At 68.2% G+C, this 25,972-nt stretch carries 24 protein-coding genes; 18 read left to right on the top strand and 6 right to left on the bottom strand.

The window, feature by feature from the left end; translation table 11 throughout:
- Nucleotides 1-109: 109 nt before the first annotated feature.
- The 15 genes from PV764_RS02760 (at nucleotide 110) to pcaC (ending at nucleotide 14,878) form a co-directional block, all read left to right on the top strand.
- The gene (locus tag PV764_RS02760; RefSeq protein ID WP_017356920.1) at nucleotides 110-319 is read left to right on the top strand and encodes a cold-shock protein; all 210 of its coding nucleotides are present in this window, start codon (nucleotides 110-112) and stop codon (nucleotides 317-319) included.
- A gap of 161 nt (nucleotides 320-480) precedes the next feature.
- Nucleotides 481-1,173, top strand: coding sequence for a glutathione S-transferase family protein (locus tag PV764_RS02755; RefSeq protein WP_019183132.1), 693 nt, complete (start codon nucleotides 481-483; stop codon nucleotides 1,171-1,173).
- Between the two features lie 37 nt (nucleotides 1,174-1,210).
- Entirely contained in the window at nucleotides 1,211-2,776 is a 1,566-nt protein-coding gene (locus PV764_RS02750; protein ID WP_019183131.1) for a protein adenylyltransferase SelO, read from the top strand.
- A gap of 314 nt (nucleotides 2,777-3,090) precedes the next feature.
- A complete protein-coding gene (locus tag PV764_RS02745) occupies nucleotides 3,091-4,602 on the top strand; it encodes a right-handed parallel beta-helix repeat-containing protein (protein WP_026069772.1) in 1,512 nt (503 codons plus the stop codon).
- A gap of 21 nt (nucleotides 4,603-4,623) precedes the next feature.
- A complete protein-coding gene (locus PV764_RS02740) occupies nucleotides 4,624-5,919 on the top strand; it encodes a carbohydrate porin (protein ID WP_070427184.1) in 1,296 nt (431 codons plus the stop codon).
- A complete protein-coding gene (gene aroD, locus PV764_RS02735) occupies nucleotides 5,919-6,770 on the top strand; it encodes a type I 3-dehydroquinate dehydratase (protein WP_343312062.1) in 852 nt (283 codons plus the stop codon). Before PV764_RS02740 ends, aroD begins: the two co-directional genes overlap by 1 nt.
- A 49-nt stretch (nucleotides 6,771-6,819) precedes the next feature.
- Nucleotides 6,820-8,139 (top strand): MFS transporter, encoded by a 1,320-nt coding sequence (locus tag PV764_RS02730; RefSeq protein ID WP_019183127.1) that lies wholly within the window; start codon nucleotides 6,820-6,822, stop codon nucleotides 8,137-8,139.
- A 149-nt stretch (nucleotides 8,140-8,288) separates the two neighbouring features.
- A complete protein-coding gene (locus PV764_RS02725; RefSeq protein ID WP_046274344.1) occupies nucleotides 8,289-8,978 on the top strand; it encodes a 3-oxoacid CoA-transferase subunit A in 690 nt (229 codons plus the stop codon).
- Nucleotides 8,975-9,622, top strand: coding sequence for a 3-oxoacid CoA-transferase subunit B (locus PV764_RS02720; RefSeq protein WP_421116150.1), 648 nt, complete (start codon nucleotides 8,975-8,977; stop codon nucleotides 9,620-9,622). Before PV764_RS02725 ends, PV764_RS02720 begins: the two co-directional genes overlap by 4 nt.
- Before the next feature lies 1 nt (nucleotide 9,623).
- Entirely contained in the window at nucleotides 9,624-10,838 is a 1,215-nt protein-coding gene (gene pcaF / locus PV764_RS02715) for a 3-oxoadipyl-CoA thiolase (RefSeq protein ID WP_421116149.1), read from the top strand.
- A gap of 106 nt (nucleotides 10,839-10,944) precedes the next feature.
- Nucleotides 10,945-11,655 (top strand): protocatechuate 3,4-dioxygenase subunit beta, encoded by a 711-nt coding sequence (gene pcaH / locus PV764_RS02710; protein WP_399620780.1) that lies wholly within the window; start codon nucleotides 10,945-10,947, stop codon nucleotides 11,653-11,655.
- A gap of 4 nt (nucleotides 11,656-11,659) precedes the next feature.
- Nucleotides 11,660-12,223 (top strand): protocatechuate 3,4-dioxygenase subunit alpha, encoded by a 564-nt coding sequence (pcaG, locus tag PV764_RS02705; RefSeq protein WP_026069770.1) that lies wholly within the window; start codon nucleotides 11,660-11,662, stop codon nucleotides 12,221-12,223.
- 68 nt (nucleotides 12,224-12,291) lie between these two features.
- A complete protein-coding gene (locus tag PV764_RS02700) occupies nucleotides 12,292-13,635 on the top strand; it encodes a 3-carboxy-cis,cis-muconate cycloisomerase (protein ID WP_421116148.1) in 1,344 nt (447 codons plus the stop codon).
- 24 nt (nucleotides 13,636-13,659) lie between these two features.
- Complete coding sequence (gene pcaD, locus PV764_RS02695) at nucleotides 13,660-14,436, top strand: 3-oxoadipate enol-lactonase (RefSeq protein ID WP_421116147.1); 777 nt, start codon at nucleotides 13,660-13,662, stop codon at nucleotides 14,434-14,436.
- Nucleotides 14,437-14,485: 49 nt separating this feature from the next.
- Nucleotides 14,486-14,878: a 4-carboxymuconolactone decarboxylase gene (gene pcaC / locus PV764_RS02690; RefSeq protein ID WP_343312057.1), complete on the top strand. Its 393-nt coding sequence runs from the start codon at nucleotides 14,486-14,488 to the stop codon at nucleotides 14,876-14,878.
- A 132-nt stretch (nucleotides 14,879-15,010) separates the two neighbouring features.
- Here pcaC and PV764_RS02685 read toward each other — a convergent pair whose 3' ends face one another.
- Together PV764_RS02685 and PV764_RS02680 are read right to left on the bottom strand one after the other, a co-directional pair.
- Entirely contained in the window at nucleotides 15,011-15,865 is an 855-nt protein-coding gene (locus PV764_RS02685) for an IclR family transcriptional regulator domain-containing protein (RefSeq protein WP_026069769.1), read from the bottom strand.
- A gap of 96 nt (nucleotides 15,866-15,961) precedes the next feature.
- A complete protein-coding gene (locus PV764_RS02680) occupies nucleotides 15,962-18,409 on the bottom strand; it encodes a membrane-bound PQQ-dependent dehydrogenase, glucose/quinate/shikimate family (protein WP_421116146.1) in 2,448 nt (815 codons plus the stop codon).
- 264 nt (nucleotides 18,410-18,673) lie between these two features.
- Between PV764_RS02680 and PV764_RS02675 the strand changes: the two genes are divergently transcribed.
- Nucleotides 18,674-19,210, top strand: coding sequence for an adenine phosphoribosyltransferase (locus PV764_RS02675; RefSeq protein WP_421116192.1), 537 nt, complete (start codon nucleotides 18,674-18,676; stop codon nucleotides 19,208-19,210).
- Between the two features lie 180 nt (nucleotides 19,211-19,390).
- On the opposite strand, the gene dbpA is transcribed toward PV764_RS02675, so the two are convergent.
- Nucleotides 19,391-20,773: an ATP-dependent RNA helicase DbpA gene (gene dbpA / locus PV764_RS02670; RefSeq protein ID WP_019183114.1), complete on the bottom strand. Its 1,383-nt coding sequence runs from the start codon at nucleotides 20,771-20,773 to the stop codon at nucleotides 19,391-19,393.
- A 33-nt stretch (nucleotides 20,774-20,806) separates the two neighbouring features.
- Nucleotides 20,807-21,883 carry a YeiH family protein gene (locus PV764_RS02665; RefSeq protein WP_421116145.1) on the bottom strand — a complete coding sequence of 359 codons (1,077 nt, stop codon included), beginning with the start codon at nucleotides 21,881-21,883 and terminating at the stop codon, nucleotides 20,807-20,809.
- Between the two features lie 104 nt (nucleotides 21,884-21,987).
- On the opposite strand from PV764_RS02665, the gene PV764_RS02660 reads away from it, so the two are divergent.
- Nucleotides 21,988-22,884 carry a LysR family transcriptional regulator gene (locus PV764_RS02660; RefSeq protein ID WP_019183112.1) on the top strand — a complete coding sequence of 299 codons (897 nt, stop codon included), beginning with the start codon at nucleotides 21,988-21,990 and terminating at the stop codon, nucleotides 22,882-22,884.
- 36 nt (nucleotides 22,885-22,920) lie between these two features.
- Nucleotides 22,921-24,804 (top strand): ATP-binding cassette domain-containing protein, encoded by a 1,884-nt coding sequence (locus PV764_RS02655; RefSeq protein ID WP_421116144.1) that lies wholly within the window; start codon nucleotides 22,921-22,923, stop codon nucleotides 24,802-24,804.
- A 249-nt stretch (nucleotides 24,805-25,053) separates the two neighbouring features.
- On the opposite strand, the gene PV764_RS02650 is transcribed toward PV764_RS02655, so the two are convergent.
- Together PV764_RS02650 and PV764_RS02645 are read right to left on the bottom strand one after the other, a co-directional pair.
- Nucleotides 25,054-25,515 carry a c-type cytochrome gene (locus PV764_RS02650; protein ID WP_019183110.1) on the bottom strand — a complete coding sequence of 154 codons (462 nt, stop codon included), beginning with the start codon at nucleotides 25,513-25,515 and terminating at the stop codon, nucleotides 25,054-25,056.
- Nucleotides 25,516-25,523: 8 nt separating this feature from the next.
- The gene (locus PV764_RS02645; protein ID WP_343312053.1) at nucleotides 25,524-25,916 is read right to left on the bottom strand and encodes a c-type cytochrome; all 393 of its coding nucleotides are present in this window, start codon (nucleotides 25,914-25,916) and stop codon (nucleotides 25,524-25,526) included.
- Nucleotides 25,917-25,972: the final 56 nt, after the last annotated feature.

Below are 25,972 nucleotides of genomic sequence, written 5' to 3'. Positions count from 1 at the left end.
TGATCTCACGATCTGCTCATCGATCCGCTTTACCAACGCCTGCAACTCAGTCTCGGCTCCGATACGCGGCGGCCGCGATTATTTCAACTATTGTTTCAGGAGTTAGTACATGTCTGATCGTCAGCAGGGCACCGTGAAGTGGTTCAACGACGCCAAGGGCTTCGGCTTCATCACCCCGGAAAGCGGCCCGGACCTCTTCGTGCATTTCCGCGCGATCCAGGGCACCGGCTTCAAGTCGCTGCAGGAAGGCCAGAAGGTGACCTTCGTCGCCGTGCAGGGCCAGAAGGGTATGCAGGCTGACCAGGTGCAGGCGGTCTAATCGACCCCCCGCAACCGTAAGGTCGCCTTGAACGCCGGAAGCGAAAGCTTCCGGCGTTTTTTATTGGGCGATGCCTGGCCATGGTCGACGCGGCGCATGTTGAAGACGTCATCGTGTCAGCCACCCGGTTAGGATGCCGCTTTGCCCCTGCGGAACCGTCGATGATCAAGGTGCACCATCTGGACCACTCGCGCTCGCTGCGCGTGCTGTGGATGCTTGAAGAGCTGGGCCTGCCGTATCAGGTGGTCAACTACCAGCGCGATCCCAAGACCTGGCTGGCACCGCAGGCGCTGCGTGACGTGCACCCGCTGGGCAAGTCCCCGGTGCTGCAGGACGATGCACTGGTATTGGCTGAATCCGGCGCGATCCTGGAATACCTGGCCGACCGCTATGACAGCGGCCGCCAGCTCTCGCCCGAGCCGATGCCGGCCCAGGCGCCCGAACGCGTGCGTTATCGCTACTGGCTGCACTACGCCGAAGGCTCGGCGATGCCGCCGCTGGTGATGACGCTGGTGTTTTCGCGGCTGCGCAATGCGCCGATGCCGTTCTTCGCCAAGCCGATCGCACGCTCCATCGCCGACAAGGCGCTGAAGGGGTTCGTGGGGCCGCAGGTGAAGCTGCACATGGACTGGATGGAGCGCGAGCTGGGCCAGTCGCCGTGGTTTGCCGGTGAGCGCTTCACCGCAGCGGACATCCAGATGAGTTTCCCGATCCAGGCCGCCGCCGCGAGAGGGGGCGATATGGCCGCCTATCCGCGGCTGCAGTCCTACCTGACCCGGATCGAACAGCGCCCGGCCTACCAGCGTGCGGTGGAGCGGGGCGGTCCGTTGAACCTGGGCGGCGGTTCACGCTGAGCTTGCGGGGCAGCCCGACTGCCCCCATTTCATGCGGATGAGCACCCAGCCCCTGCGTTTCGATAACCGCTTCATCCGTGACCTGCCCGGCGATCCGGAAACCGGCCCGCGCGTGCGCGAGGTGCGCCAGGCCGCGTGGTCCTCGGTGATGCCGACCCCGGTCGCCGCCCCGCAGCTGCTGGCGTACTCGCCGGACGTGGCCGCGCTGCTGGGCATGGGCGAGGACCTGATCCAGAGCGAGGACTTCGCACGGGTGTTCGGCGGCAATGCGCTGTATGCCGGGATGGCACCGTGGGCGGCCAACTACGGTGGGCATCAGTTCGGCCACTGGGCGGGGCAGCTCGGCGATGGCCGTGCGATCTCGCTGGGCGAACTGCTCACCCCGGAAGGGGCGCACTGGGAACTGCAGTTGAAGGGCGCCGGGCGCACGCCTTACTCGCGCGGTGCCGATGGGCGTGCGGTGCTGCGCTCGTCGATCCGCGAGTTCCTGTGCAGCGAGGCGATGCATCACCTCGGCGTGCCGACCACGCGCGCGTTGAGCCTGGTCGGCACCGGCGATGCGGTCGTGCGTGACATGTTCTATGACGGTCATCCGCAGGCCGAACCCGGCGCGATCGTCTGCCGCGTCGCGCCGTCCTTCATCCGTTTCGGCACGTTCGAACTGCCGGCCTCGCGCGGCGACACCCCGTTGTTGCGGCAACTGGCCGATGTCTGCATCGCGCGTGATTTCCCTGCGCTGGCCGACGCCGGCCAGGCGCGCCATGCACGCTGGTTCGCCGAGATCTGCGAACGCACCGCCGTCCTGGTCGCGCACTGGATGCGCGTGGGGTTCGTGCACGGCGTGATGAACACCGACAACCTGTCGATTCTGGGTCTCACCATCGATTACGGCCCGTATGGCTGGGTTGAGGACTACGATCCGGAGTGGACCCCCAACACCACCGATGCGCAGGGCCGGCGGTATCGCTTCGGCACGCAGCCGCAGGTGGCGTACTGGAATCTCACCCGGCTCGCGCAGGCATTGGCACCGCTGTTCGAGGATGTCACCCCGCTGCATGACGGGCTGGCGCGTTTCCAGCAGGCGCACGCCGAATGCGAGCGCGCCGACATCGCCGCCAAGCTGGGCCTGGACACCTGCCGCGATGACGATATGGCGCTGATGGCCGCGTGGCTGGAGATCCTGCACGAGGGGGAGATGGACATGACCATCGCCTTCCGTGGCCTGATGGATCTCGATCCCGCCGCGCCGTCGGTGGCGGTGCTGGAAGACGCGTTCTACAGCCCGGCACGCCGGGAAGCGGTGCTGCCGTCATTGCAGGCGTGGCTGCAGCAGTACGCGGCGCGGCTGCGCGCCGATGGGCTGAGCGCGCAGGCGCGGCGGCAGCAGATGGGCCGCGCCAACCCGGTGTACGTGCTGCGCAACTGGCTGGCCCAGGAAGCGATCGAGCAGGCAGAGCAGGGCGATCCGAGCGGTGTGCACACGCTGCTGGAGGTGTTGCGACGCCCGTATGAGGTACAGCCCGGGCGGGAGCACTTCGCGGGCAAGCGGCCCGAGTGGGCCCGTGAGAAGGCCGGCTGCTCGATGCTGTCCTGCAGCTCATAGGGCAGTACGGGCGCTGCCCTGGTTGCTGCCCGCCATCGGACGTTTCCACCCGTGAATTCTGCCTTGATGCCGCCTGGCTGATGCTGGGCCGTGCGCGTCGCCGTGCCTGCGTCTACGACAATGGTCGTATGGGTCATGTTCGATAATCGCACACATAGTCGATAAACGCACTTGAATGGTGCAGTGCGATAAACCTACTTTCAATCCCGTTCCAAGCGATCCACCTCTGGCGGGCGAGGGCAGTACCGGACCGGTACTGAAGCCAGGTGCAGGGGAAGACCGCCGGAGTCCCTTTCCCTGTGCGGAGTATGCGCATGCGTTGCCGTCTGTCTGCTGTTTCCCTGTCCCTGCTTGCCGTGCTGCCATCGCTGGCGCAGGCCTTCCAGGCCGAGCCTGCGCGCACGTCACTGGAGGTGCTGCGGGTGGAGCGCTATGCCGATGATGCCAACCCGGGCTCGCTGCGCTGGGCGATCAGTACCGCCAACCAGGCGCCGGGGCGCTACCGGATCGAGATTGCCGCGGTGGGCAACGCCCCCTACGTGATCCGTCCGGCCACGCCGCTGCCGGAGATCGTCGGGCCGGTGCAGATCGTCGGTACGTCGTGGGCACGCGATGGCCAGTACGTCGCCATCGACGGCTCGGCCTACGTCACCGGTACCGGCACCGATGCCTGCACGGGAGCCGAACCTGGCCAGTCCGGCACCAACGTGCGTACCACTACGTTGCCGGGGCTGGTCCTGCGCGATACCCGCGGCGTGGAACTGACCGGGCTGGAAGTCCGGAACTTCTGCATCGGCGTGTTGATCAACCGCAGCAGCCACAACGAGATCCATGACAACCGCATCGTCGCCAACAAGGGCGGTGCCGGGATCATGCTCACCGGCGACGATGGCAAGGGGCAGTCCACGGCCACCACCACGGTGCACAACCGGATCGTACGCAATCAGTTCGTGGACAACGGCGATGGGCTGGAGCTGACCCGTGGTGCCGCCTGGAACCTGGTGGCCGACAACCTGTTCCAGTCTACGGCGGCCAATCCCGAACCGTCGCAGGGCATCGAGATCCTGTGGGGCAACGACAACACAGTGGTACGCAACCGCTTCGTCGATTACTCCGATGGCCTGCAGATCAACTGGGGCAACCGCAACTACATCGCGGCCAACACCTTCAGCGGCAACTCGATCGGGCTGAGCATCACCGGCAGCGAAAACGTGGTCGACGGCAACACGATCACCGGCAACGGGATCGGCATTGCCGTGCGACCCCAGCCGGTCAGCGCACCGAACCGGTTCAGCGCCAACCGGATATTCGGCAACGGGCTGAAGATCGAGCGCTGTGAAGCCGGTGGTGCCTGCGCCACGGGCCAGCCGCGTGGCGCGATCGTGTTCGGTGTGCCGGGGCTGGAGCACGCCAGCTTCATCGGTTCGCGCGGGCGGGGAGTGGAGAATGATCCGGCCAAGCGCGCGCGCATCTGCACCGCGCCGGGCCAGGCCGAGTGCCAACCGGCGCCCAATCTCGGCCAGGCCGCGCCGACGTTGCAGGCGGTGCAGGGCAGTGGTGCCGCGCGCACGGTTCAAGGTGTGCTTCACGGCGTGGCCGGGCAGCGCTATCAGGTGGAAGTGTTCGGCAACCGTGCCGCCGACGGTCGCGAAGCCGAACGCCTGCTCGGCACGGTCGAGGCGCTCACCGATGCGCAGGGGCAGGGCCGCTTCACGCTGGCGCTGCCGACCACCGGCGAGACGGCCGACATCGCCACCGTGACCGCCACCGCGACTTCCGCGCTGGGCGCGACCTCGCCCCTCAGCGCGCCGCTGTCGCTGCGCTGATTCCCTCTTCGAGACACACCCATGGCTGCTCTGATCCGAACCTCTCTGTCCACGCTGGTCGCCACGGCGCTGCTGTGCCCGGCGCTGGCCGCCGCACAGTCCGCCAACCGCTACGACGGCGCCACCCTCACCGGCGATTGGGGTGGCACCCGCACCGCGCTGGACGAACGTGGCATCCGCTTCCGCGGCGACTATGTCGGCGAGGCGATGGGCGTGGTCGACGGCGGTTATGGCCGAACCGGCGCGCGCTATGCCCAGCAGGTGCGCGTGGGCGTGGATCTGGACATGGGCACACTGGCCGGCTGGAGCGGCGGTGCGTTCCACGTCACCCTCAACGACCGTCGCGGCAACAGCACCTCGGCCGATCTGGTCGGCAACCGCTTCCCGATCCAGGAGGCCTACGGTGGCCAGTACACCCGCCTCACCGAAGCCAGCTACGACCAGACCTTCAACGCCGGCCAGTCGTATTTCAAGCTGGGCTACTACGCGATGGGCAACCAGTTCGGCCTGCACAGCCTGCTGACCCACTTCGTCAATGCGGCGTTCTGTGCGCATCCGCTGGCGATGTCCGGCAACAGCGGCTGGTACAACTACCCCACGGCTCGCTGGGGGGGTGAAGTGGCCCAGCAGGTCAGCCCGGCGCTGAACGTGCGCACCGGGTGGTTCCAGGTCAACCCCAATCTGGGCGGCAACATCGAACGCAATGCCTTCCGTCCGTTCGTCTCGGGTACCACCGGCTCGCTGTTCCCGGTGGAGGTGACCTGGACGCCGGACAAGGGCGGCGCCCATCCGGGCGTGTACAAGTTCGGTGGCTACTACGACACCTCACGGGTCAACCAGCGTGGCCTGGATACCTCGCCGACCACGGGGCGCCACGGTGCCTACGTGCTGGCCGAGCAGCGCCTGACCCGCGAAGCAGGAGATCCGCAGCGCGGGCTGACCGCGTTCGCGCAGTACATGGTGTCCGACACCGATACCGCGCAGATCCGGCGCTGGTATGCGCTGGGCGGTGTCTACCAGGGCATCGGCTCGCGCGCGCAGGACAGCATCGCGCTGGGCTATGTCGGTGCGGACATCAACCGCCGCCTGGTCGATGCGCGCCGCGCCGATCTCGTCGGCATGGGCGTGCCGGGCGATTCGCCGCTGTACCAGCTCAGCCAGGCAGAAGAACTGTTCGAGCTGTCCTATAGCATCCAGGTCACGCCCTGGCTGATGATCCGCCCGGACGTGCAGTACATCGTCAATCCCGGCACGTTCGCTTATACCCGCACCGACAACGCCTGGGCGTTGGGTGTACAGACCAAGGTCACCTTCTGATGCGCGTACTCACTCCCTATCTGTTGGCCGCCGTGCTGGGCGGCGTGGCATCCGTTGCGCAGGCCGCCCCACCGGCGGTGACGCCGTTGCAGGTCGGTGCGCTGCGCATCGGTGAAGGCGCGCCGCGCACCATCGTGCCGATCACCGGCGCCACCGCCGAACTGGCGCTGCAGCAGGCGGCGGCGATCGCGGCCAGCCCGGCCACCGACCTGGCCGAATGGCGCATCGATTACCTGGACATCGCCACCGACGGCAAGGCGCTGGTCGCGCTCGGCAAGCGCATCGCGCGCACGCTGGACGGCAAGCCGATGATCGTCACCTTCCGCACCCAGGCCGAAGGCGGAAGCAAGCCGATCAGCGATGCAGACTATGCCGCGCTGTACACCACGCTGCTGCGTGGCCAGTTCGCCCAGTTGATCGACGTGGAGATGTTCCGCGAGCCGGCCCGGGTCGCGGCCCTGGTCGAGCAGGCACACAAGGCCGGGGTGAAGGTGGTGATGTCCAGCCACGACTTCCACGCCACGCCTGCCCGCGAGGAAATCATCGCGCGGCTGCTGCGGCAGGATGCGATGGGTGCGGACGTGCTCAAGATCGCGGTGATGCCGCACGACGCGGGTGATGTGCTCACCCTGCTGGATGCCACCTGGCAGGTCCGCCAGCGCAGCAGCAAGCCGCTGCTGACCATGTCCATGGGCGGGACCGGCGTGGTCTCCCGGCTGGCCGGTGAGACCTTCGGCCAGGCACTGACCTTCGGCATGATCGGCACGCCTTCGGCCCCGGGCCAGGTCGAGGTCGACCAGCTGCAGTCGGTGCTCCAGGTCATCCATGCCTCCAGCCAGGCCGGTCGTTGAGACCTCCCCGCCGGACACCCTCCGCATTACGTTGTCGCAGGATCCTTGTATGAGCCATGCCGCCGCCTCCGCTTCCCCGCTCGTGCTCGAGCGGATGAGCCCCTTCCAGTGGACCGCCATCGCGATCTGCGTGCTGTTGAACATGCTCGATGGCTTCGATGTGATGGTGATGGCCTTCACCGCGCCGCACGTATCGGCCGACTGGGGGCTGTCGGGCAAGGTGCTGGGCATCATGCTCAGTGCGGGCCTGGTCGGGATGGCACTGGGCTCGTTCCTGCTCGCGCCGCTGGCTGACCGCTGGGGCCGCCGGCCGATGATCATGCTCTGCCTGGTGATCCTGACCGTGGGCATGGCCGCATCGGCGCTGGCCGCCAATGCCTGGCAGCTTGCGGCACTGCGTGTGTTCACCGGCATCGGCATCGGCGGCATGCTGGCCGGGGTAGGGGTGATCACGGCCGAGTATGCCAACGCCAAATGGCGCAGCACGGCCGTGGCGATGCAGGCCACCGGGTATCCCATCGGGGCCACCCTCGGCGGCCTGCTGGCGGCGTGGATGCTGGAGCATTTCAGCTGGCACAGCGTGTTCCTGATCGGCGCCGGTGCGTCGCTGCTGTGCATTCCGCTGGTGCTGGCCTGCCTGCCCGAATCGCTGGACTTCCTGGTCGCGCGGCGGCCGAAAGATGCCTTGCCGCGACTCAATGCGTTGCTGGTGCGCATGCGCATGCCGGCGCTGCAGGCACTGCCGCCGGCACCGGTGCGTGCCGATGGACGCAAAGGCTATGCCGCACTGTTCGTGGGCGACCTGCGCCGGGTGGCGGTACTGATCGCGCTGGCCTTCTTCCTGCACATGTTCGCGTTCTATTTCGTCCTGAGCTGGACCCCGAAACTGCTGGTCTCGGCCGGCGTCTCGGCGCAGCAGGGCATCACCGGCGGCGTGCTGCTCAATCTCGGGGGCATCGTGGGTGGCAGCCTGTTCGGCTGGCTCGCCTCGCGCTGGGCACTGTCGCGGCTGACCGCCGCCAGCCTGGTGCTGGCCATGCTGGCGATGCTGCTGTTCGCCGCCTTCAACACCCGCCTGGAGATCGCCTTCCCGATCGCGTTCGTCATCGGCGCAGCGCTGTTCGGTGCGATGGCCGGGCTGTATGCGGCCGCGCCGGTGGTGTTCGCGGCGGACGTGCGCACCACCGGCCTTGGCTGGGCGATCGGCATCGGTCGTGTCGGCGCGATTCTCTCGCCGCTGAGTGTTGGCCTGCTCGTCGATGCAGGGTGGTCGCCGGCGGCGCTGTACGTGCTGTGCGCGCTGCCGCTGGCACTGGCTGCGTGGGCCTGCCTGGGCCTGCGCGTCGGCGTTGGCCAGACGCGTACCTGAGCGCCGCGGCGCATGACGATGATGTGCGATTATCGAACCAGATGGCCGAATATCGGATTGACCGTGCGCAGTGCGCTGCGCACCATGGTCACCTCCAGAGTCTTCCCGCAGGTGGCCGCGCATCGCAGCGCGTGGCAAGGAGCAATGCAGTGATCGACAAGACCGTGGCCAGCGCTGACGCAGCGGTGGCCGATATCCACGACGGCGCAACGGTGATGATCGGCGGCTTCGGTACCGCCGGCATGCCCGACGCGCTGATCGATGCCCTGATCGCGCAGGGCGCGCGCGGGCTGACCATCATCAACAACAACGCCGGCAACGGCGACACCGGGCTGGCCGCACTGATCCAGCACAAGCGCGTGCGTCGCATCATCTGTTCGTTCCCACGCCAGTCCGATTCGCAGCATTTCGATGCGGCCTACCGCGCCGGCGAGATCGAGCTGGAGCTGGTGCCGCAGGGCAACCTGGCCGCGCGCATCCATGCGGCCGGCTCGGGGCTGGGCGCGATCTTCACCCCCACCGGTTACGGCACCGAGCTTGCACAAGGCAAGGAAACCCGCGAAATCGACGGCCGCCATTACGTGCTCGAGTATCCGCTGCATGCCGACTTCGCGTTGATCAAAGCGCACCATGGCGACCGCTGGGGCAACCTGGTCTACCGCAAGACCGCGCGCAATTTCGGCCCGCTGATGGCGATGGCCGCGCGCTGTGCGATCGTCCAGGTAGAATCGGTGGTGCCGCTGGGTGAACTCGATCCCGAGGCGGTGGTGACCCCGGGGATCTTCGTGCAGCGGGTGGTCGAACTTCCCGCGTCCACCGGTGCAGGAGCGCGCGCATGAACCGCCTCAGCCGCGAACAGATGGCCGCCCGCGTTGCGCGGGACATCCCCGAAGGTGCCTACGTGAATCTGGGCATCGGGCTGCCGACCACGGTGGCCAACTTCCTGCCGGCCGACAAGGAGATCTTCCTGCAGTCGGAGAACGGGCTGCTGGGCATGGGCCCGGCACCGGCCGCCGGTGATGAGGACCCGGACCTGATCAACGCCGGCAAGCAGCCGGTCACCCTGCTCACCGGTGGCTGCTATTTCCACCATGCCGATTCGTTCGCGATGATGCGCGGCGGCCACCTGGATATCTGCGTGCTCGGTGCGTTCCAGGTCTCGGCGCAGGGCGACCTGGCCAACTGGAGCACCGGTGCGGCCGATGCGATTCCGGCGGTAGGCGGTGCGATGGATCTGGCGATTGGCGCCAAGCAGGTCTTCGTGATGATGGACCTGCTCACCAAGCAGGGGGAGAGCAAGCTGGTGGCCGAATGCAGCTACCCGCTGACCGGGCTGCGCTGCGTCTCGCGGGTCTATACCGATGTCGCCGTGTTCGACCTGGGCAAGGACGGCGCGACCGTGCTGGAGATGGTCGACGGGGTGACGCTGGCGCAGTTGTGCGAGCTTACCGGCCTGCCACTGCAGATGCGTGAAGGAGCCTGACATGAGCCTGCACGAAACCTATATCGTCGATGGTATCCGCACCCCGATCGGCCGTTATGCCGGTGCGCTGTCCGGCATCCGTGCCGATGACCTGGGCGCGCTTCCGATCAAGGCGCTGCTGGCACGTCACCCGCAGCTGGATCCGGCGCTGATCGACGAGGTGTACCTGGGCTGTGCCAACCAGGCCGGCGAGGACAACCGCAACGTGGCACGGATGAGCCTGTTGTTGGCCGGTCTGCCGGTCAGCGTGCCGGGCAGCACCGTCAACCGGTTGTGCGGCTCGGGCCTGGATGCGATCGGCACGGTGGCCCGCGGCATCGCCGCTGGCGAACTCGGGTTGGCCATCGCCGGCGGGGTCGAATCGATGTCGCGTGCGCCGCTGGTGATGGGCAAGCCGGGTGCCGCGTTCGCGCGTGACCAGACCCTGGAAGACACCACCATGGGCTGGCGCTTCATCAACCCGCGCCTGCGCGAGCTGCACGGCGTGGAAACCATGGGCCAGACCGCGGAAAATGTCGCCGAGCGCTACGCGATCTCGCGCGAGGACCAGGATGCCTTCGCGCTGCGCAGCCAGCAGCGCACCGCTGCGGCCCAGCAGCGCGGATTCTTCGAAGGCGAGATCGTCGCGGTCGATGCGCCGGGCCGCAAGCGCGGCGAAAGCGTGCGCGTGGCGCACGACGAACACCCGCGTGCCGATACCACGATCGAGGCGCTGGCCAGGCTCAAGCCGCTGTTCCGCCAGCCGGGCACCGTCACGGCCGGCAATGCCTCGGGCATCAACGATGGTGCGGCCGCATTGCTGTTGGCCTCCGGTGCGCAGGTACAGGCGCTGGGGCTGACGCCGCGCGCGCGCATCCTCGGGTTTGCCAGCGCCGGCGTGGAGCCGGCGATGATGGGCATGGGTCCGGTGCCGGCCACGCGGCGCCTGTTGGCCCGGTTGGGCCTGGGCATCGGCGATTTCGATGCGATCGAGCTCAATGAGGCCTTCGCCTCGCAGGGGCTGGCCTGCCTGCGCGAGCTTGGGCTCGCCGACGATGCCGCGCACGTCAATGCCAACGGCGGCGCCATCGCGCTCGGTCATCCGCTGGGCATGAGCGGCGCGCGGCTGGCACTCACACTGCTGCGCCAGCTGGAGGCCAGCGGTGGCCGACGCGGCCTGGCCACCATGTGCATCGGTGTCGGCCAGGGCGTGGCGCTGGCGATCGAGCGCGTCTGAATCCGTTTTCCACTTTTCCGCTTCACGGCCGCTGTCGCCTCTGCGTGGCAGCGTGCCGTAGCACCACAGCCGCGGTCTTCCGGCCGCCCGCCAACTGGAGTACGCCATGAGCGATCCCACTGACCTGCGCGGTTACCGCAGGCCGTATCCCGGCACCCAGCCGGACCGCATCCATCTGCCGTATGCCTCCACGCGCCTGCGCGGCCCGGGCCGCGATCCGATCCGGATTCCGGCCACGTTGTCCGAAGTGACCGGGCCCACCCTGGACCGCATCACCCTGGGCAAGCACGCGGCCGACCTGACCGCCGGCTTCAAGGGCCAGCCGCTGGGCGAGCGCATCGTAGTCAGTGGCCGGGTGCTGGATGAGAACGGGCGCCCGGTCCGCAACCGCGTGGTCGAGGTGTGGCAGTGCAACGCCGCCGGCCGCTACCTGCACAAGGGCGACCAGCACGACGCGCCGCTGGACCCCAACTTCACCGGTACCGGTCAGGTGCTCACCGATGATCACGGCCGCTACCGCTTCACCACCATCAAGCCGGGCGCGTACCCGTGGCGCAACCACTTCAACGCGTGGCGCCCGGCGCACATCCATTTCTCGCTGCATGGCGAGGGCATCGGGCAGCGTCTGGTCACCCAGATGTACTTCCCCGGCGATCCGCTGCTGGCGTTCGATCCGATCTACAACTGCGTGGACGATGACAAGGCCCGCGCGCGCATGGTGTCCTCGTTCGATTGGGAAAACACCGAGAACGAATTCGCGCTGGGCTATCGTTTCGATATCGTCCTGCGCGGCCGCAAAATGACCGTGTGGGAGTAAGCAGATGAGTTTCCAATCCACTCCGTGGCAAACCGTGGGTCCGTACTACCGCCTGGGCCTGGAACCGCTGTACCGCACCGATATCGCACCGGCACAGGCGCAGGGTGAGCGCGTGCAGGTGCAGGGGCAGGTGTTCGATGGCCTGGGCGTTCCCGTGTCCGATGCCGTGCTGGAAATCTGGCAGGCCGATGCGCAGGGCATCTATGCGCACCCGGAAGACCCGCGGCATGCCGATCACGATCCAGCATTCGACGGTTGGGGCCGAGTGCCGACCGATGAGCAGGGGCGCTTTGCCTTCACCACGGTGCGCCCGGGCAGCGTCGCAGGACCAAAGGGCCAGGCGCAGGCGCCGCACCTGATGGTGCTGGTGTTCATGCGCGGCCTGCTGCGGGCGGCCAGTGCGCGCCTGTATTTCAGCGACGCCCCCGGCAATGCCGAGGATCCGATCCTGGCCCTGGTGCCGGCCGAGCGCCGCGCCACCCTCATCGCACAGGCCCAGGGCAATGGCCTGTACCACTGGGACGTGCGCATGCAGGGTGAGCTGGAAACAGTCTTCTTTGATTACTGAGCCCGCCCTGCACGTCGCGCCGACCGCGCGCGGGTAAGCTGGTTCCTACTGTGAATGGATGGCGCGTGATGAGCGATTCCTACTCCCTGCTCGGTGGCCTGTTCGGTGCGCCGGAGGTCGATGCGGTGTTCACCGACACCGCGCGGTTGCAGGCGATGCTCGATGTTGAAGCCGCGCTCGCACGGGCGCAGGTGCGCTGTGCGGTGATCCCCGCCGCGGCGTTGGGGCCGATCGAAGCGGCGTGCCAGGCCGCGCTGTATGACGTGTCAGCGCTGGGCCGTACAACGGCGCTGGCCGGCAATCCCGCCATTCCGCTGGTCAAGGCGTTGACCGCGCAGGTGGCACGCGACAGGGCCGAGGCAGCGCGGTGGGTGCATTGGGGCGCGACCAGCCAGGACATCATCGACACCGGCGCGGTGCTGCAGTTGCGCGCCGCACTGGGCTGGGTGCAGGACCGCCTGCAGCTGCTCTGCGATGCCGTGGCGGGATTGGCCGATGCCGAACGCGGTACCGGTTTGCCCGGCCGCACGCTGCTGCAGCAGGCGGTGCCGGTGACCTTCGGCCTGAAGGCCGCCGGCTGGCTCGATGCACTGCAGCGCAGCCGGCGTCGCCTGCAGGCCCTGCATGCCGATACGCTGGTGCTGCAGTTCGGCGGTGCCGCGGGCACGTTGGCATCGCTGCAGACGCGCGGCCTGGACGTGGCCCAGGCGCTGGGCGAGGAGCTTGGGTTGCCGGTGCCTTCCTTGCCCTGGCACACCGCACGCGATCGCGTGGCCGAGTTCGGCAGCGCGTTCGCCTTGTTGACCGGCACGCTGGGCAAGATCGCCACCGATATCGTGCTGCTGATGCAGTCCGAAGTGGCCGAGGCGTTCGAGCCGGCCGGCGAGGGCAAGGGCGGTTCTTCGGCCATGCCGCACAAGCGCAACCCGGTCGGCTGCGTGGCGGCGATCGCGGCGGCCAGCCGGGTGCCGGGCCTGCTGTCCACGCTGTTCGTGGCGATGCCGCAGCCGCACGAGCGCGCAGCTGGGCAGTGGCATGCCGAGTGGGAAACCGTGCCCGAGATCGTGCGCCTGTGCGCTGGCAGCCTGGCCCAGGTAACGGGAGTGGTGCGGGGCCTGCAGCTTGACCGCGCACGCATGCAGCAGCACCTGGACAGCCACGGCGGCCTGCTCTATGCCGAGGCGGTGGCGGTGACGCTGGCCGAAGTAATGGGAAAGTCTGCTGCACACGCGCTGGTGGAACACGCCGCGCGCCAGGCGCTTGCGCAGCACCAGCACCTGCGTGACGTGCTCGCGCAGATCCCCGAGGTCACCGCGCAGTTGTCGACCACGCAACTGGACGCTTTGTTCGCACCCGACAGCTGGCGCGGGATGGCCGATACCTGGATCGACCGCGTACTGGCGCAGCGTTGATCCAATCATTTTCTGGAGTGTTGCATGCCGTTTCTTGAGCTGGAATCGCACCGCCTGCATTACCGCATCGATGGGGCGGTCGATGCGCCGTGGTTGACGTTCTGCAACTCGCTGGGCACCGACCTGCACATGTGGGACCGGCAGGTCGATGCGTTGTCGGCACGGTTCCGTATCCTGCGCTATGACCGCCGCGGGCATGGCCAGTCCAGCGCCGCCCCGGGCCTGTACAGCGTCGCCGGGCTGGGCGCGGACGTGGTTGCGCTGTGGGACCGCCTGGGTGTGGAGCGCAGCCATTTCTGCGGGCTTTCCATCGGCGGCCTGACCGGGCAATGGCTGGGCGTGCATGCCGGTGAGCGCCTGCACACGCTGACCGTGGCCGCCACGGCCGCGAAGATCGGCACGCTGGAAAGCTGGAACACACGCATTGCCCAGGTGCAACGCGACGGCCTGCTGCCGCTGCGCGAGGGAACGGCCGAGCGCTGGTTCACCCCGGCCTTCGCGCACGCGGAGCCGGCCGTGGTGGAGGACATCCTGCAGCGCTTCGTTGCCACGGACGTGGGCGGTTACATCGGCTGCTGCCATGCCGTGGCCACGGCCGACTTCCGCGATCAGCTGGGGCGCATCCAGGTGCCGACGCTGGCGATCGCCGGCGACGATGATCCGGTGTGCCCGCCAGCGGATCTGGACGCCATCGCGCAGGGTGTGGCCGATGGCCACGCCATCACTGTGCCCGGGCGCCACATCTGCAACATCGAATCTGCCGAGGCGTTCACCGCAGCGCTCGCCGCCCATCTTCGCTGACCGGCCACCGATGGTCGGCACGCCCCCACCTCACAACGAGCAGCCCACAATGGACGAACAGGAACGATACGAAGCCGGCCTCACCGTACGCCGCGCCGTGCTCGGTGACGCGCACGTAGAGCGCTCGCTGCAGGCACGCACCGATTTCACCGAGGAGTTCCAGGCCTTCATCACGCGCACGGCGTGGGGCACGGTCTGGACGCGCGAGGGCCTGCCGCGGCATACGCGCTCGCTGTTGACCATCGTGATGATGGTGGCGCTGGGCCACGACGAAGAGTTCAAGCTGCACATCCGCGCCGCCCGCAACAACGGCGTCACCCCGGACGAGATCAAGGAAGCCTTGCTGCAGGCTGCGATCTACTGTGGCGTACCTGCCGCCAATCACGCCTTCGCGCTGGCCAGGCCGATCCTCGAAGAGCAGGCGGGCGAACAGACCGGGTGACGGCATCGCCGCCCACGGCCGCCATCGCCGCCCAACAACGCCATGGCTGCCCACGGCTGCCATCGCCGGCTACCGACGCACCGGTAGTGCCGGCCGCTGGCCGGCAACCCCACAACGCCAGACAACCCCGCCTCAGTGCAGCAGGTTGCCCAGCCGCTGGGCCGCTTCGCGCAGCCGCGGCAGCAGCTGCGATTGCATGACGCCCAGGCTGATGCGCCCGGCCTGGGTGCCGATGTTGAGCGCGCCCACCACAGTGCCATTGCGCGCATGCACCGGTACGGCGATCGAGCGCAGGCCGATCTCCAGTTCCTGGTCCACCAGGGAAACACCATCGCGGCGCACGCGATCGAGCATCTCCAGGAAGTCCTCCATGCGCGTGACGGTGCGCTCGGTGCGGGGCCGCAACGGATTGCGCTCCAGGTAGCTTTCCAGCGTGTCGCGCGGCAATGCCGCGAGCAGCACGCGGCCCATCGAGGTGCAGTACGCCGGCAGGCGGCTGCCGGCGCGCAGGCCGATCGACATGATCCGCACTGTTTCAGCGCGGGCCACGTAAAGCACGTCATCACCGTCGAGCACGCCCAGCGAGCACGACTCATGCAGGTCGTCGCGGAGCGCATCCAGCACGGGCTGGGCAGCAGCGGTCATCGACGAAGAGGCCACGTAGGCGCCGCCAATGCCGAGCACGCGCGGCAGCAGCACGAAGCCACGGCCCTGCTCACCCACGTAGCCCAGCTTCTCCAGCGTGTACAGCACGCGCCGCACGGCCGCGCGCGATATACCGGTCTCGGTGCTGATCTGCGACATCGTCACTTCGCGCGGGTGCTGCGAAAAAACACTCAGCACGACCAGGCCACGGCCAAGGGACGTCATGAAATCCGGATCGCCCTGGTTGTCCTGGATCTGCTGCATCAGCTCGTGGCTGAGCCCGCGATCCTGCGGTGGGGCAGGGGCGCGCTTGGGACGACGGCTGGGAGGTGCGGCAGACATGGCGGTGGTTCGTGCTCGGTGATCGTGCATGGTAAGGGCTGCACGCGGCGAAGCGAAGCCGCCGCGCCACGGTCGGTGGACCGTGGCGCGCGCGAATCAGCGCGTGGCCGGCAACGCGTAGGCGATCACGTAGTCACCACGATCCGGCGACTGGCGTGCGCCACCGGCCGAAATCACCACGTACTGGCGGCCGGTCTTCGGCGACACATACGTGATCGGCGTGCCTTGGCTGCCCACCGGCATCCGGGCTTTCCACACTTCTTCGCCGGTGCGGCTGTCGTAGGCGCGCAGGTAGTAATCCTGGGTGCCCGCGAAGAACAGCAGACCCGATTGCGTGGCCAGCGAGCCGCCCAGGGTTGGCATGCCGATCGGAATCGGCAGGCGCATCTTGATGCCCATCGGCCCGGTGTCCTTGACCGTGCCGACCGGTACCTGCCAGACCAGCTCGTGGGTGGCCAGATTGATCGCCGACATCGTGCCGAACGGCGGTTGCTGGCACGGGATGCCCAGCTTGGACAGGAAGCGATCACGCAGCGAGCCATACGGCGTGCCGGTCTGCGAGGCAGCGCCCATTTCCACGCCGCCGGCGCCTTCGGTCATCTGCGCGCGCTGAATGAGCTTGGTCCACAGGCCCAGGCGCATGTCGTTGACGAACAGGTAGCCAGTGGTCGGATCCACCGATGCGCTGCCCCAGTTCATGCCGCCCAGCGAACCGGGCCACTGCAGCGCGAGGTCTTCGCCCGGCGGGGTGAACATGCCCTCGTAACGGAAGCCCTTGAACTGGATGCGGCACAGCATCTGATCGATCGGCGTGGCGCCCCACATGTCCGATTCGGTCAGGGTCTGCGCACCGATCTGCGGCAGGCCGACCGACAGCCGCTGGGTCGGGGAATAACGCTCGCCATCGGCCTTGCCCTGCGGCGCCTTGATGTCGCGCACCTCGGTGATCGGCTGGCCGGTGGCGCGGTTGAGCATGAACACCTGCCCTGCCTTGGTGACCTGCAGCAGGGCGGGCAGGGTGCCGCCCTTGCCATCGGGCACGTCGGTCAGGGTCGGCTGTGCGGGCAGATCGTAATCCCACAGATCGTGATGCACGGTCTGGTACACCCAGCGCTCTTTACCGGTGGCTACATCCAGCGCCACCACCGCCGAGCTGTACTTGTCATCCTGCGGGGTGCGCTCGCCGGCCCACTGGTCCGGCGTGGTGTTGCCGGTGGGCAGATAGACCAGGCCCAGCTGCGGGTCATAGGCCATCGAGGTCCACACATTCGGGGTGGCCCGGGTGTAATGGATCGAGGGATCCAGCGGCACTTCCGGGGTTTCCCTGGAAAGGTCCCAGACCCATGCCAGCGCACCGGTACGCACGTTGTAGGCGCGCACCACGCCGGACGGCTCGCCGACCTCGATGTTGTCGGCCACGCGGCCGCCCACGATCACCAGCTCACCGGCCACCAGCGGTGCGGCGGTGAGGGTGTAGAAGCCGGGCTTGATCTCGCCCATGCCCTGCTTGAGGTCGACCACGCCGTTGTCGCCGAAATCGGTGCACGGCGCGCCGGTGGCCGCATCCAGCGCGAACAGGCGCGCATCGATGGAGGTCATCAGGATCCGCTTTTCGCAGATCGCCGGCGCGCTACCGGCGACGGCGGCCGCCGGTGATTGCGGGGCTTCGGGCGCAGGCACCGCCGGGGCAGCCGCCGCCACGGTGGGTACGCCACTCAAGGGCAGGCTGGCATCGAAGTAGCCCAGTCCGCGGCAGCGCTGCCAGTTCGGTGCGGTGGCCTTGGGATCGAACGCCCAGCGTTGCTGGCCGCTGTCCACATCCATCGCGATCACCCGGTTGTGCGGCGTGCACAGGTACAGGGTCTGCCCGATCTGCAGTGGCGTGAGCTGGTCTTCGGCGCCGAAGCCATCGCTCTGCGGCACATCGCCGGTGTGTGCGGTCCAGGCGACCTGCAGCTGGGCCACGTTGGCCGGTGTGATCTGGTCCAGCGCGGCGAAGCGGGTGCCGGCCGTGGTGTTGCCCCAGTGCATCCAGTCGCGCTGCTCGCTGCCCTTGGCGACCGGCACCACGGCCGGGCGCGCGCCCTGCGCGGTAACGACCGGACGCGGCTGGAAGGCGGAGACCGCGGTGCCCAGCAGGCCGACCAGCAGCAGGGCAGCGACAGCATAGGCCCCGCGCCCGGCGGGCTGCCCGCGGCTGCGCTTGAGCGCCGGCCAGGCCAGCGCCACCAGCATCGCCAGTACGGCAGGCATCACCAGCCGCGAGACCAGCGGCCAGAACGCCAGCCCGGCATCGGCCAGGGCCCACGCCAAGGTGGCGATGAAGGCCACCGCATACAGTGCCGCGCCGAGCGGACGTCGCAGGACCAGCAGCAGGCCGGCCAGCAGCGAACCGCCACCCATCAGCAGGAAGTACCAGCTGCCGCCGAGCTGGACCAGGCGGATGCCGCCCACCAGCAGGGCGAGCCCGAACAGCATCACCACGATGCCAAGAATGACCACCAGAGTGCGGCCCAGGGCCGACGGTTTCGTGTTCTCGTCCACGTTGCATGAACCTCTACAGGAAATCCGGTGCCGACCGGCACCGGTCAGGCCCGCGCGCGCCGTGCGTGGCGGGGACCATGGGTCGCTTCGCCGCTTATCGCGGAAGCGAGGTGAACAACCAGTTAGGGCGATTATCGCACGTGTGTGCGAATTCGAGGTGAGCGGACGATGTCATTGCTGGAACGCAGCAATGCCCAGGCGCCGGCGACCGGCAGCCCCGCGCCGAAGCGTTTACCCTATGCCACCCTGTTCGTTTCCAACCCCATGACCGAGTCTTCCGCCACGCCCGCCTGGGCCGGCCGCCTGCGCGACATCGCCGATTTCCCCAAGCCGGGCATCCTGTTCAGGGACATCATGCCGCTGCTCGCCGACGGCCCGGATTTCGCGGCCGCCATCGATGCGATGGTCGCGCCCTGGCGCGATGCCAACCTGCAGGCGGTGATGGGGATCGAGTCGCGCGGCTTCATCCTCGGCGCGGCCATGGCGCGGGTGCTGGGCGTGGGCTTCGTGCCGGTGCGCAAGCCGGGCAAGCTGCCGGGCAAGGTGCTGCGCCAGGATTACACCCTGGAATACCGGACCGACAGCATTGAAGTACACGCCGATGCCTTGCCGGCCGGCGCCCGCGTGCTGGTGGTCGATGATGTGCTGGCCACGGGCGGCACGCTGCTGGCGGCGTTGTCGCTGGCCCGCCAGCTGCAGGTCGAGGTGGTCGGTGCGGCCGTGCTCGTGGAACTGGCCGGGCTTGGCGGCCGCGAGCGCTGGACGAGTGACGTCCCGCTGCTGGCCAACCTGGTCTATTGAGCCGGAAATCCGCGCGGGCGCGCCGGCACTGGTAGTGCCGGCCGCTGGCCGGCACCTCAAACGCCCCGACGCAAGTGCAGCCGACCAACGGTCGGCTCTACCCAATGCGTGAAGCGATCAGCCGACCAACGGTCGGCTCTACCCTAACGCGGTCAGCCGACCCGCGATCGGCCGCAGCGCTCAGACATCCATCTTGCGTACGCGGAACCGGCGGCCCTTGATCTTGCCGGCCTCCAGCTGGGCGATCGCCCGGCCGGCCTGCTCGCGCGCAATGGCGACATACGAGCGCGTGGCATAGATATCGATCTTGCCGATGTACTTGGCGGCCAGCCCGGCATCGCCGGTCAGCGCACCCAGGATGTCGCCCGGGCGCAGCTTGTCGGTCTTGCCACCATCGATGCGCAGCGTGGTCATTGCCGCCTGCGGCAGCACCGGCGGGCGTGCGGTGGCCAGCGGCGTCTTCTGCCAGTCCAGCGGCTTGCCCTGTGCGGCTTCGAGCGCATCGGCGCGGTTGCGCTCGCGATGCGTCACCAGGCTGATCGCCAGGCCGGTCGCACCGGCGCGGCCGGTACGGCCCACGCGATGCTCATACGTTTCGATGTCGGTCGGCAGCTCGTAATTGATCACCGCCGCCAAGTCCTGCACATCCAGCCCGCGCGCGGCCACGTCGCTGGCGACCAGCACGTTGCAGCTGCGGTTGGCGAAGCGCACCAGCACTTCGTCGCGGTCGCGCTGTTCCATCTCGCCGTGCAGCGGCAGCGCGGAGAAGCCGAACTGCTGCAGCGAAATGGCGACATCGTCGACATCGCGGCGGGTGTTGCAGAACACCACGGCCGATTCGGGCGTGTACTTGAGCAGCAGGCCGGCCAGCGCCTTCTGCTTCAGTGCCAGCTCGGTCTCGCAGAACAGGTGGCGGATGGCCGGCGCATGGTCGGCGCCTTCCACGGTCACTTCCACCGGGTCGCGCAGCAGCACGCGAGCGATCTCGCGGATCTCATCCGGGAACGTTGCCGAGAACAACAGCGTCTGGCGATCCTTGCTGGTGCGCCCGGCGATCTCGCGGATCGGCTCCTCAAAGCCCATGTCGAGCATGCGGTCGGCTTCATCCAGCACCAGGGTGGTGACGCCGCCCAGGTGCAGCACGCGCTTGCGGCCCAGTTCCTGGATGCGCCCGGGGGTGCCGACCACGACCTGCGGATCGTGCGCTTCCAGCGAGGCCAGCTGCGGGCCCAGCGGCATGCCGCCGGTCAGCACCAGCAGTTTGAGGTTCGGAATGCCGGTCGCCAGCTTGCGGATCTGCTTGCCGACCTGGTCGGCCAGTTCGCGGGTCGGGCACAGCACCAGCGCCTGGGCGCGGGTCACCGACGGGTCCAGCGCCTGCAGCAGGCCCAGCCCGAAGGCCGCGGTCTTGCCGCTGCCGGTCGGGGCCTGTGCGATGACATCGCGGCGCTCGAGGATGGCCGGCAGGCTCTGGGCCTGCACGGGGGTGAGCGAGGTATAGCCCATGGCATCGATGCCGGGCAGCAGCGCTGGTTTCAGCGGCAGGGAGGAGAATTCAGACATGCGATAGTGTCGCAGAAGTCCGCCCGGCGTGCCTCAGCCCAGCAGCGCGTGGACGCCCAGGTTGATCCCCAGCCCGCCCGCCAGCAGCCAACCAAACAACAACAGCGCCAGCAGCAGCGGCCTCATCCCGGCCTTGCGCAGGGCCGACACATGCGTGGTCAGGCCAAGCGCGGCCATGGCCATGGCCAGCAGCACGGTGTCCAGATCGATCGCCGCGCTGACGATGGCGGCCGGCAGCATCTGCAGCGAGTTGAGCCCGGCCACCGCGACGAAGCCGAACGCGAACCACGGCACCACGATCTTCGCGCGCTGGCCGCACGCACCCGGCACGCCACCGCGTGCGAGCAGCATCGACAGCCCGATCAGGAACGGGGCCAGCATCATCACCCGCACCATCTTGGCGATCACGGCCGTGTTGGCAGCCCCCTCGCTGACCGCGCGGCCGGCGGCGACCACCTGGGCGACTTCGTGCACGGTCGAGCCGATGAACACGCCGTAGGCCTGGGTGTCCATCGGGATCCACCCGTGGGCAAGGTTGAGCTGGTACAGCGCCGGGTACAGGAACATCGCCAGCGTGCCGAACACCACCACGGTGGAGACCGCCACGGTCACCTGGTCCGCGCGCCCGCGCACCACCGGCTCGGCCGCCATCACCGCGGCCGCACCGCAGATCGAGCTGCCGGCACCGATCAGCAGGGCGCTCTCCCTGTCGAGCCCGAACCAGCGCGTGCCGGCCCACCACGCCAGCGCGAAGGTACTGGTCAGCACCAGCGCATCGGTCAGCACCCCGCCGACACCGACCTGGCCGATATCCTGGAAGGTCAGGCGCAGGCCGTACAGCACGATGCCCGCACGCAGCAGCCAGTGCTTGGAGAAGCCAACGCCGGCACCGGCCGAAGCCGCCAGCCGTGGGTAAAGCGTGTTGCCCAACGCGATGCCGAGCACGATGGCCAGGGTCAGCGCGCTGATGCCGTGCCTCTGCAGCCACGGCAGCGGCGCCAGTCCCATGGCCGCTGCAGCCACGGCGCCCGTCAGCAGCAGCCCGGGAAGGCGGCCGCGCCAGCGCTGGGCGGTAGTGGGTGAGGGCAGGGCGGCAGCAGAGGTGTTCACGGGTAGCTCCAGTCAGATCACAGCGATAGCCTGCGCCCCGCGCATAAACCTGTAAAACGCATTGTTATTGTCATATCGACCTGTTTGGTGAGTTAATGGATGTCATGCACCTCACCCTCCGCCAATGGCAGGTTTTCGTGGCGATTGCCGACGCCGGCACCACGGCCGCGGCAGGGGCGCAGCTGGCCTTGTCGCAATCGGCCACGAGCGCAGCGCTCAATGAACTGGAAAGCCAGCTGGCCAGCCCGCTGTTCGACCGCATCGGGCGCCGGCTGATCCTCAGCCCGCAGGGTCGGGCGCTGCTGGATCCCGCCCGCGCGCTGCTGGTAGCCGCGGCCGATCTGGAGCGGCTGGCCGGGGTCGGGCAGGTCGCGTCCGGTGCGCAGCGCCTGCTGCTGCGGCTCGCGGCCAGCACCACGATCGGCAACTACCTGCTGCCGTCCCGCGTCGCCACGCTGCTGGCCGACAACCCCCAGGCCCAGGTGGACCTGCGGATCGGCAACAGCGCCGACGTCGTCGCGGCGGTCCAGCGCCTGGAGGTGGATCTGGGCCTGATCGAAGGGCCCTGCCACGAAAGTGGCCTGCAGGTGCTGCCGTGGCAACGCGACGACCTGGTCATCGTGGCGGCGCGGGGGACCACGCCGGCGCACATGGAAATCGCAGCGTTGGCGCAGACCCGCTGGCTCCTGCGCGAGCCGGGCTCGGGCACCCGCGAGGCGGTCGAGCAGGCGCTGCTGCCACACCTGCACCACTTTGCCCGCGCGATGCAGCTGGGCAGCACCGAAGCAATCAAACAGGCGGCGGCCGCCGGGCTCGGCCTGGCATGCCTGTCGCGGCACGCCGTAGCCGATCTGATCGCGCTGGGCACGCTGGTCATCGTCGATACCCCGCTGCCGCCGATGTCGCGCCAGTTGTGGGTGGTCCGCCATCCGGGCAAGCGGGTGCCCCCGGCGCTGTGGGCGCTGCTGGGGCTGCCTGCGGGCGTGTTCGGTCAGGAGTAAGCGACGCTACGCACCGCCAGCCCGTACAATGGTCGGATGCCTCTGATTACTCTGCAAAACGTCGACTTCAGTGTCGGCGGCCCCCTGTTGCTGGAAAAAGCCGAACTGTCGATCGAGCCGGGCGAGCGTATCGCCCTGATCGGCCGCAACGGCGCCGGCAAATCGACCCTGCTCAAACTGCTGTCCGGCGATCACAAGCCCGATGACGGCGAAGTCCGCGTGCAGCAGGGGGTGCGCATCACCCGCCTGGAACAGGAGGTCCCGCACGGTGCCGCCGGCAGCGTGTTCGATGTGGTTGCCGATGGCCTGGGCGAGCTGGGCCAGTGGCTGGCCGAGTTCCATCACCTGAGCATGGCCGAGGATTTCGACGGCGATGCGCTCTCGGCCGTGCAGGCCAAGATCGATGCCGCCAACGGCTGGGGCCTGGACCAGCGCGTCAGCGAAACCCTGACCAAGCTCGACCTGGACGGCGATGCCGAATTCGCGCGCCTGTCCGGCGGCATGAAGCGCCGCGTGCTGCTGGGCCGCGCGCTGGTGTCCTCGCCGGACCTGCTGCTGCTCGACGAACCGACCAACCACTTGGACATCGAAGCCATCGACTGGCTCGAAATGTTCCTCAAGAACTGGAACGGCAGCGTGGTGTTTGTCACCCATGACCGTCGCTTCCTGCGTGCACTGGCCACCCGCATCGTCGAGATCGACCGCGGCCAGGTCACCAGCTGGCCGGGCGACTGGGCCAACTACGAGCGCCGCCGCGAAGAGCGCATGAACGCGCAGGCGCAGGAAAACGCGGGCTTCGACAAACTGCTGGCCCAGGAAGAAATCTGGATCCGCCAGGGCATCAAGGCCCGCCGCACCCGCGACGAAGGCCGTGTGCGCCGCCTCAAGGCGATGCGCAACGATCGCTCGCAGCGCCGCGAACTGGGCGGCAACGTGCGCATGGAAGCGGCGCAGGCGGAGAACTCCGGCAAGAAGGTCATCGACGTCAAGGACATCTCGTTCGCCTTCGGCGAGCGTGTGATGGTCAAGGACTTCAGCACCGTGATCCTGCGCGGCGACCGTATCGGCCTGATCGGGCCGAACGGCAGCGGCAAGACCACGCTGCTCAAGCTGCTGCTGGGGGATCTGCAGGCGCAGAGCGGCGAAGTGCGTGCCGGCACCAACCTGCAGATCGCGTATTTCGACCAGTACCGTGCCGTGCTGCGCGAAGACTGGACCGCGATCGAGAACGTGGCCGAAGGCCGCGATTTCATCGAGTTCAACGGCAAGCGTAAGCATGTGCACGCCTACCTGCAGGACTTCCTGTTCTCGCCCGAGCGCGCCCGCGCACCGATCACCCGCCTGTCCGGTGGCGAGCGCAACCGCCTGCTGCTGGCCAAGCTGTTCGCGCAGCCGTCCAACCTGCTGGTGATGGATGAACCGACCAACGACCTGGACGTGGAAACGCTTGAGCTGCTGGAAGAGCTGCTGAGCGATTACACCGGCACGTTGCTGCTGGTCAGCCATGACCGTGACTTCCTGGACAACGTGGTCACTTCCACGATGGTGATGGAAGGGGACGGCGTGGTCGGCGAGTACGTGGGCGGCTATACCGATTGGCAGCGCCACGCTGCACGCGTGGCCGCCGCGGCCGCCGCTGCGCCCGTGGTGGCGGCCAAGCCGGTTGCTGCGGCGGCTGCCGCTGCCGCGCCGGCCGAGGCCAAGCGCAAGCTGAGCTACAAGGACGCGCGCGAGCTGGAACAGCTGCCGCTGAAGATCGAAACGCTGGAGAAGGACGTCGAAGGCCTCACCGCCGCGATGAACGACCCGGCGTTCTATCAGCGCAGCGCCGCCGACATGGCCGCGCACAGCGCGAAGCTTGCCAAGGTCCAGGCTGAGCTGGACGCCGCGTACGCGCGCTGGGAAGAACTGGACGCCTGACCCGGTGATCGATGTAGAGCCGACCGTTGGTCGGCTTGACGGTACGGGACGTATGGCACCGACCGCTGGTCCGCCGCACGCGTAACGCCGAGCGTTGGTCGCCTCACCTGTAGAGCCGACCGTTGGTCGGCTGGCGTCAGAGGTTCATGGCGCCCGAACGAAGCGCAGCCGACCAACGGTCGGCTCTACCTGTCAGGGCTTCGTGGGGCCGGATGGAAGGCAGCCGACCAACGGTCGGCGCTACCGTCGTCATTTCAGGCCGTGCAGATCCCGCAACTGGGTTGGGCGTGAGCCGAAATACGCGGCCAGGTCGGCGATGTCCTGGTCGCTCAGGTCGGTCGCCTGCGGGGTCATCAGCGCGTGCTGGCGATCCCCCGCGCGGTAGGCCTGCAGGCTGTGCGCCAGGTAATCCCCGTACTGCCCACCCAGCTTCGGGTAGGTCGGGTCGATCGGCTTGTTGCCGTCGGCGCCGTGGCAATCGATGCAGCTCTGGCCGGTGGCTTTGCCCTTGACCTGGGCACGCGCCTCACCGGCGGCGATGCGGCCGGCCGGCAGGCCGGCGGAGGAGCCGGACCCGTGTTCACCACTGGCGTGGCCCGGATCGGCGGCGGAATCTGCGCTGTTCTCCACCTGAGACTGCGAACACGCAGTCATCAGCAGGGCAACGGACAGGGCGATGGCGTAACGCTGGAGTGGCGTGGCTTTCGACATGAGCGCGCTTATTTGACGGTGGACAGGTAAACAGCGAGATCGGCGATCTCCTGTTCGCTGAAACTCATCGACTGCGCCTGCATCGTCGGATGCTTGCGCTTGCCGTGGCGGTACTCGGTCAGCGCCTGGCTGAGGTACTCACGGGTCTGCCCGCCGATCTTGGGCACTTTGTAGCTGGGATAGGCGTTCTTGTACCCGGTGATGCCGTGGCACCCCTGGCACGTATAGGCCAGGACCCGGCCATTGTCGAACCGGCCGGTGACGGCGGCAGGCGCCGGCGCGGTGGCGGCCGGAGCGGCGGGGGCAGGGACTGCAGGAGCGGGTGTTGCGGCCTGTGCGGCGGCCCCGAGGGGCAGGAGGACGGCCAGAACGAGACAAGCGGCGAGCGGCTGCGGGCGCATGATGTCCTTTTCCGATAAACGGGTCTGGTCGTTCCGGCGTGGGGTACGGAACTGGG

Origin of the sequence: Stenotrophomonas sp. AS1, assembly GCF_048957655.1 — a bacterium.
GTDB lineage: Bacteria > Pseudomonadota > Gammaproteobacteria > Xanthomonadales > Xanthomonadaceae > Stenotrophomonas > Stenotrophomonas bentonitica_A.
Note: the sequence above shows the minus strand (reverse complement) of the source record. Positions and strands in the feature narration are given on the sequence as shown.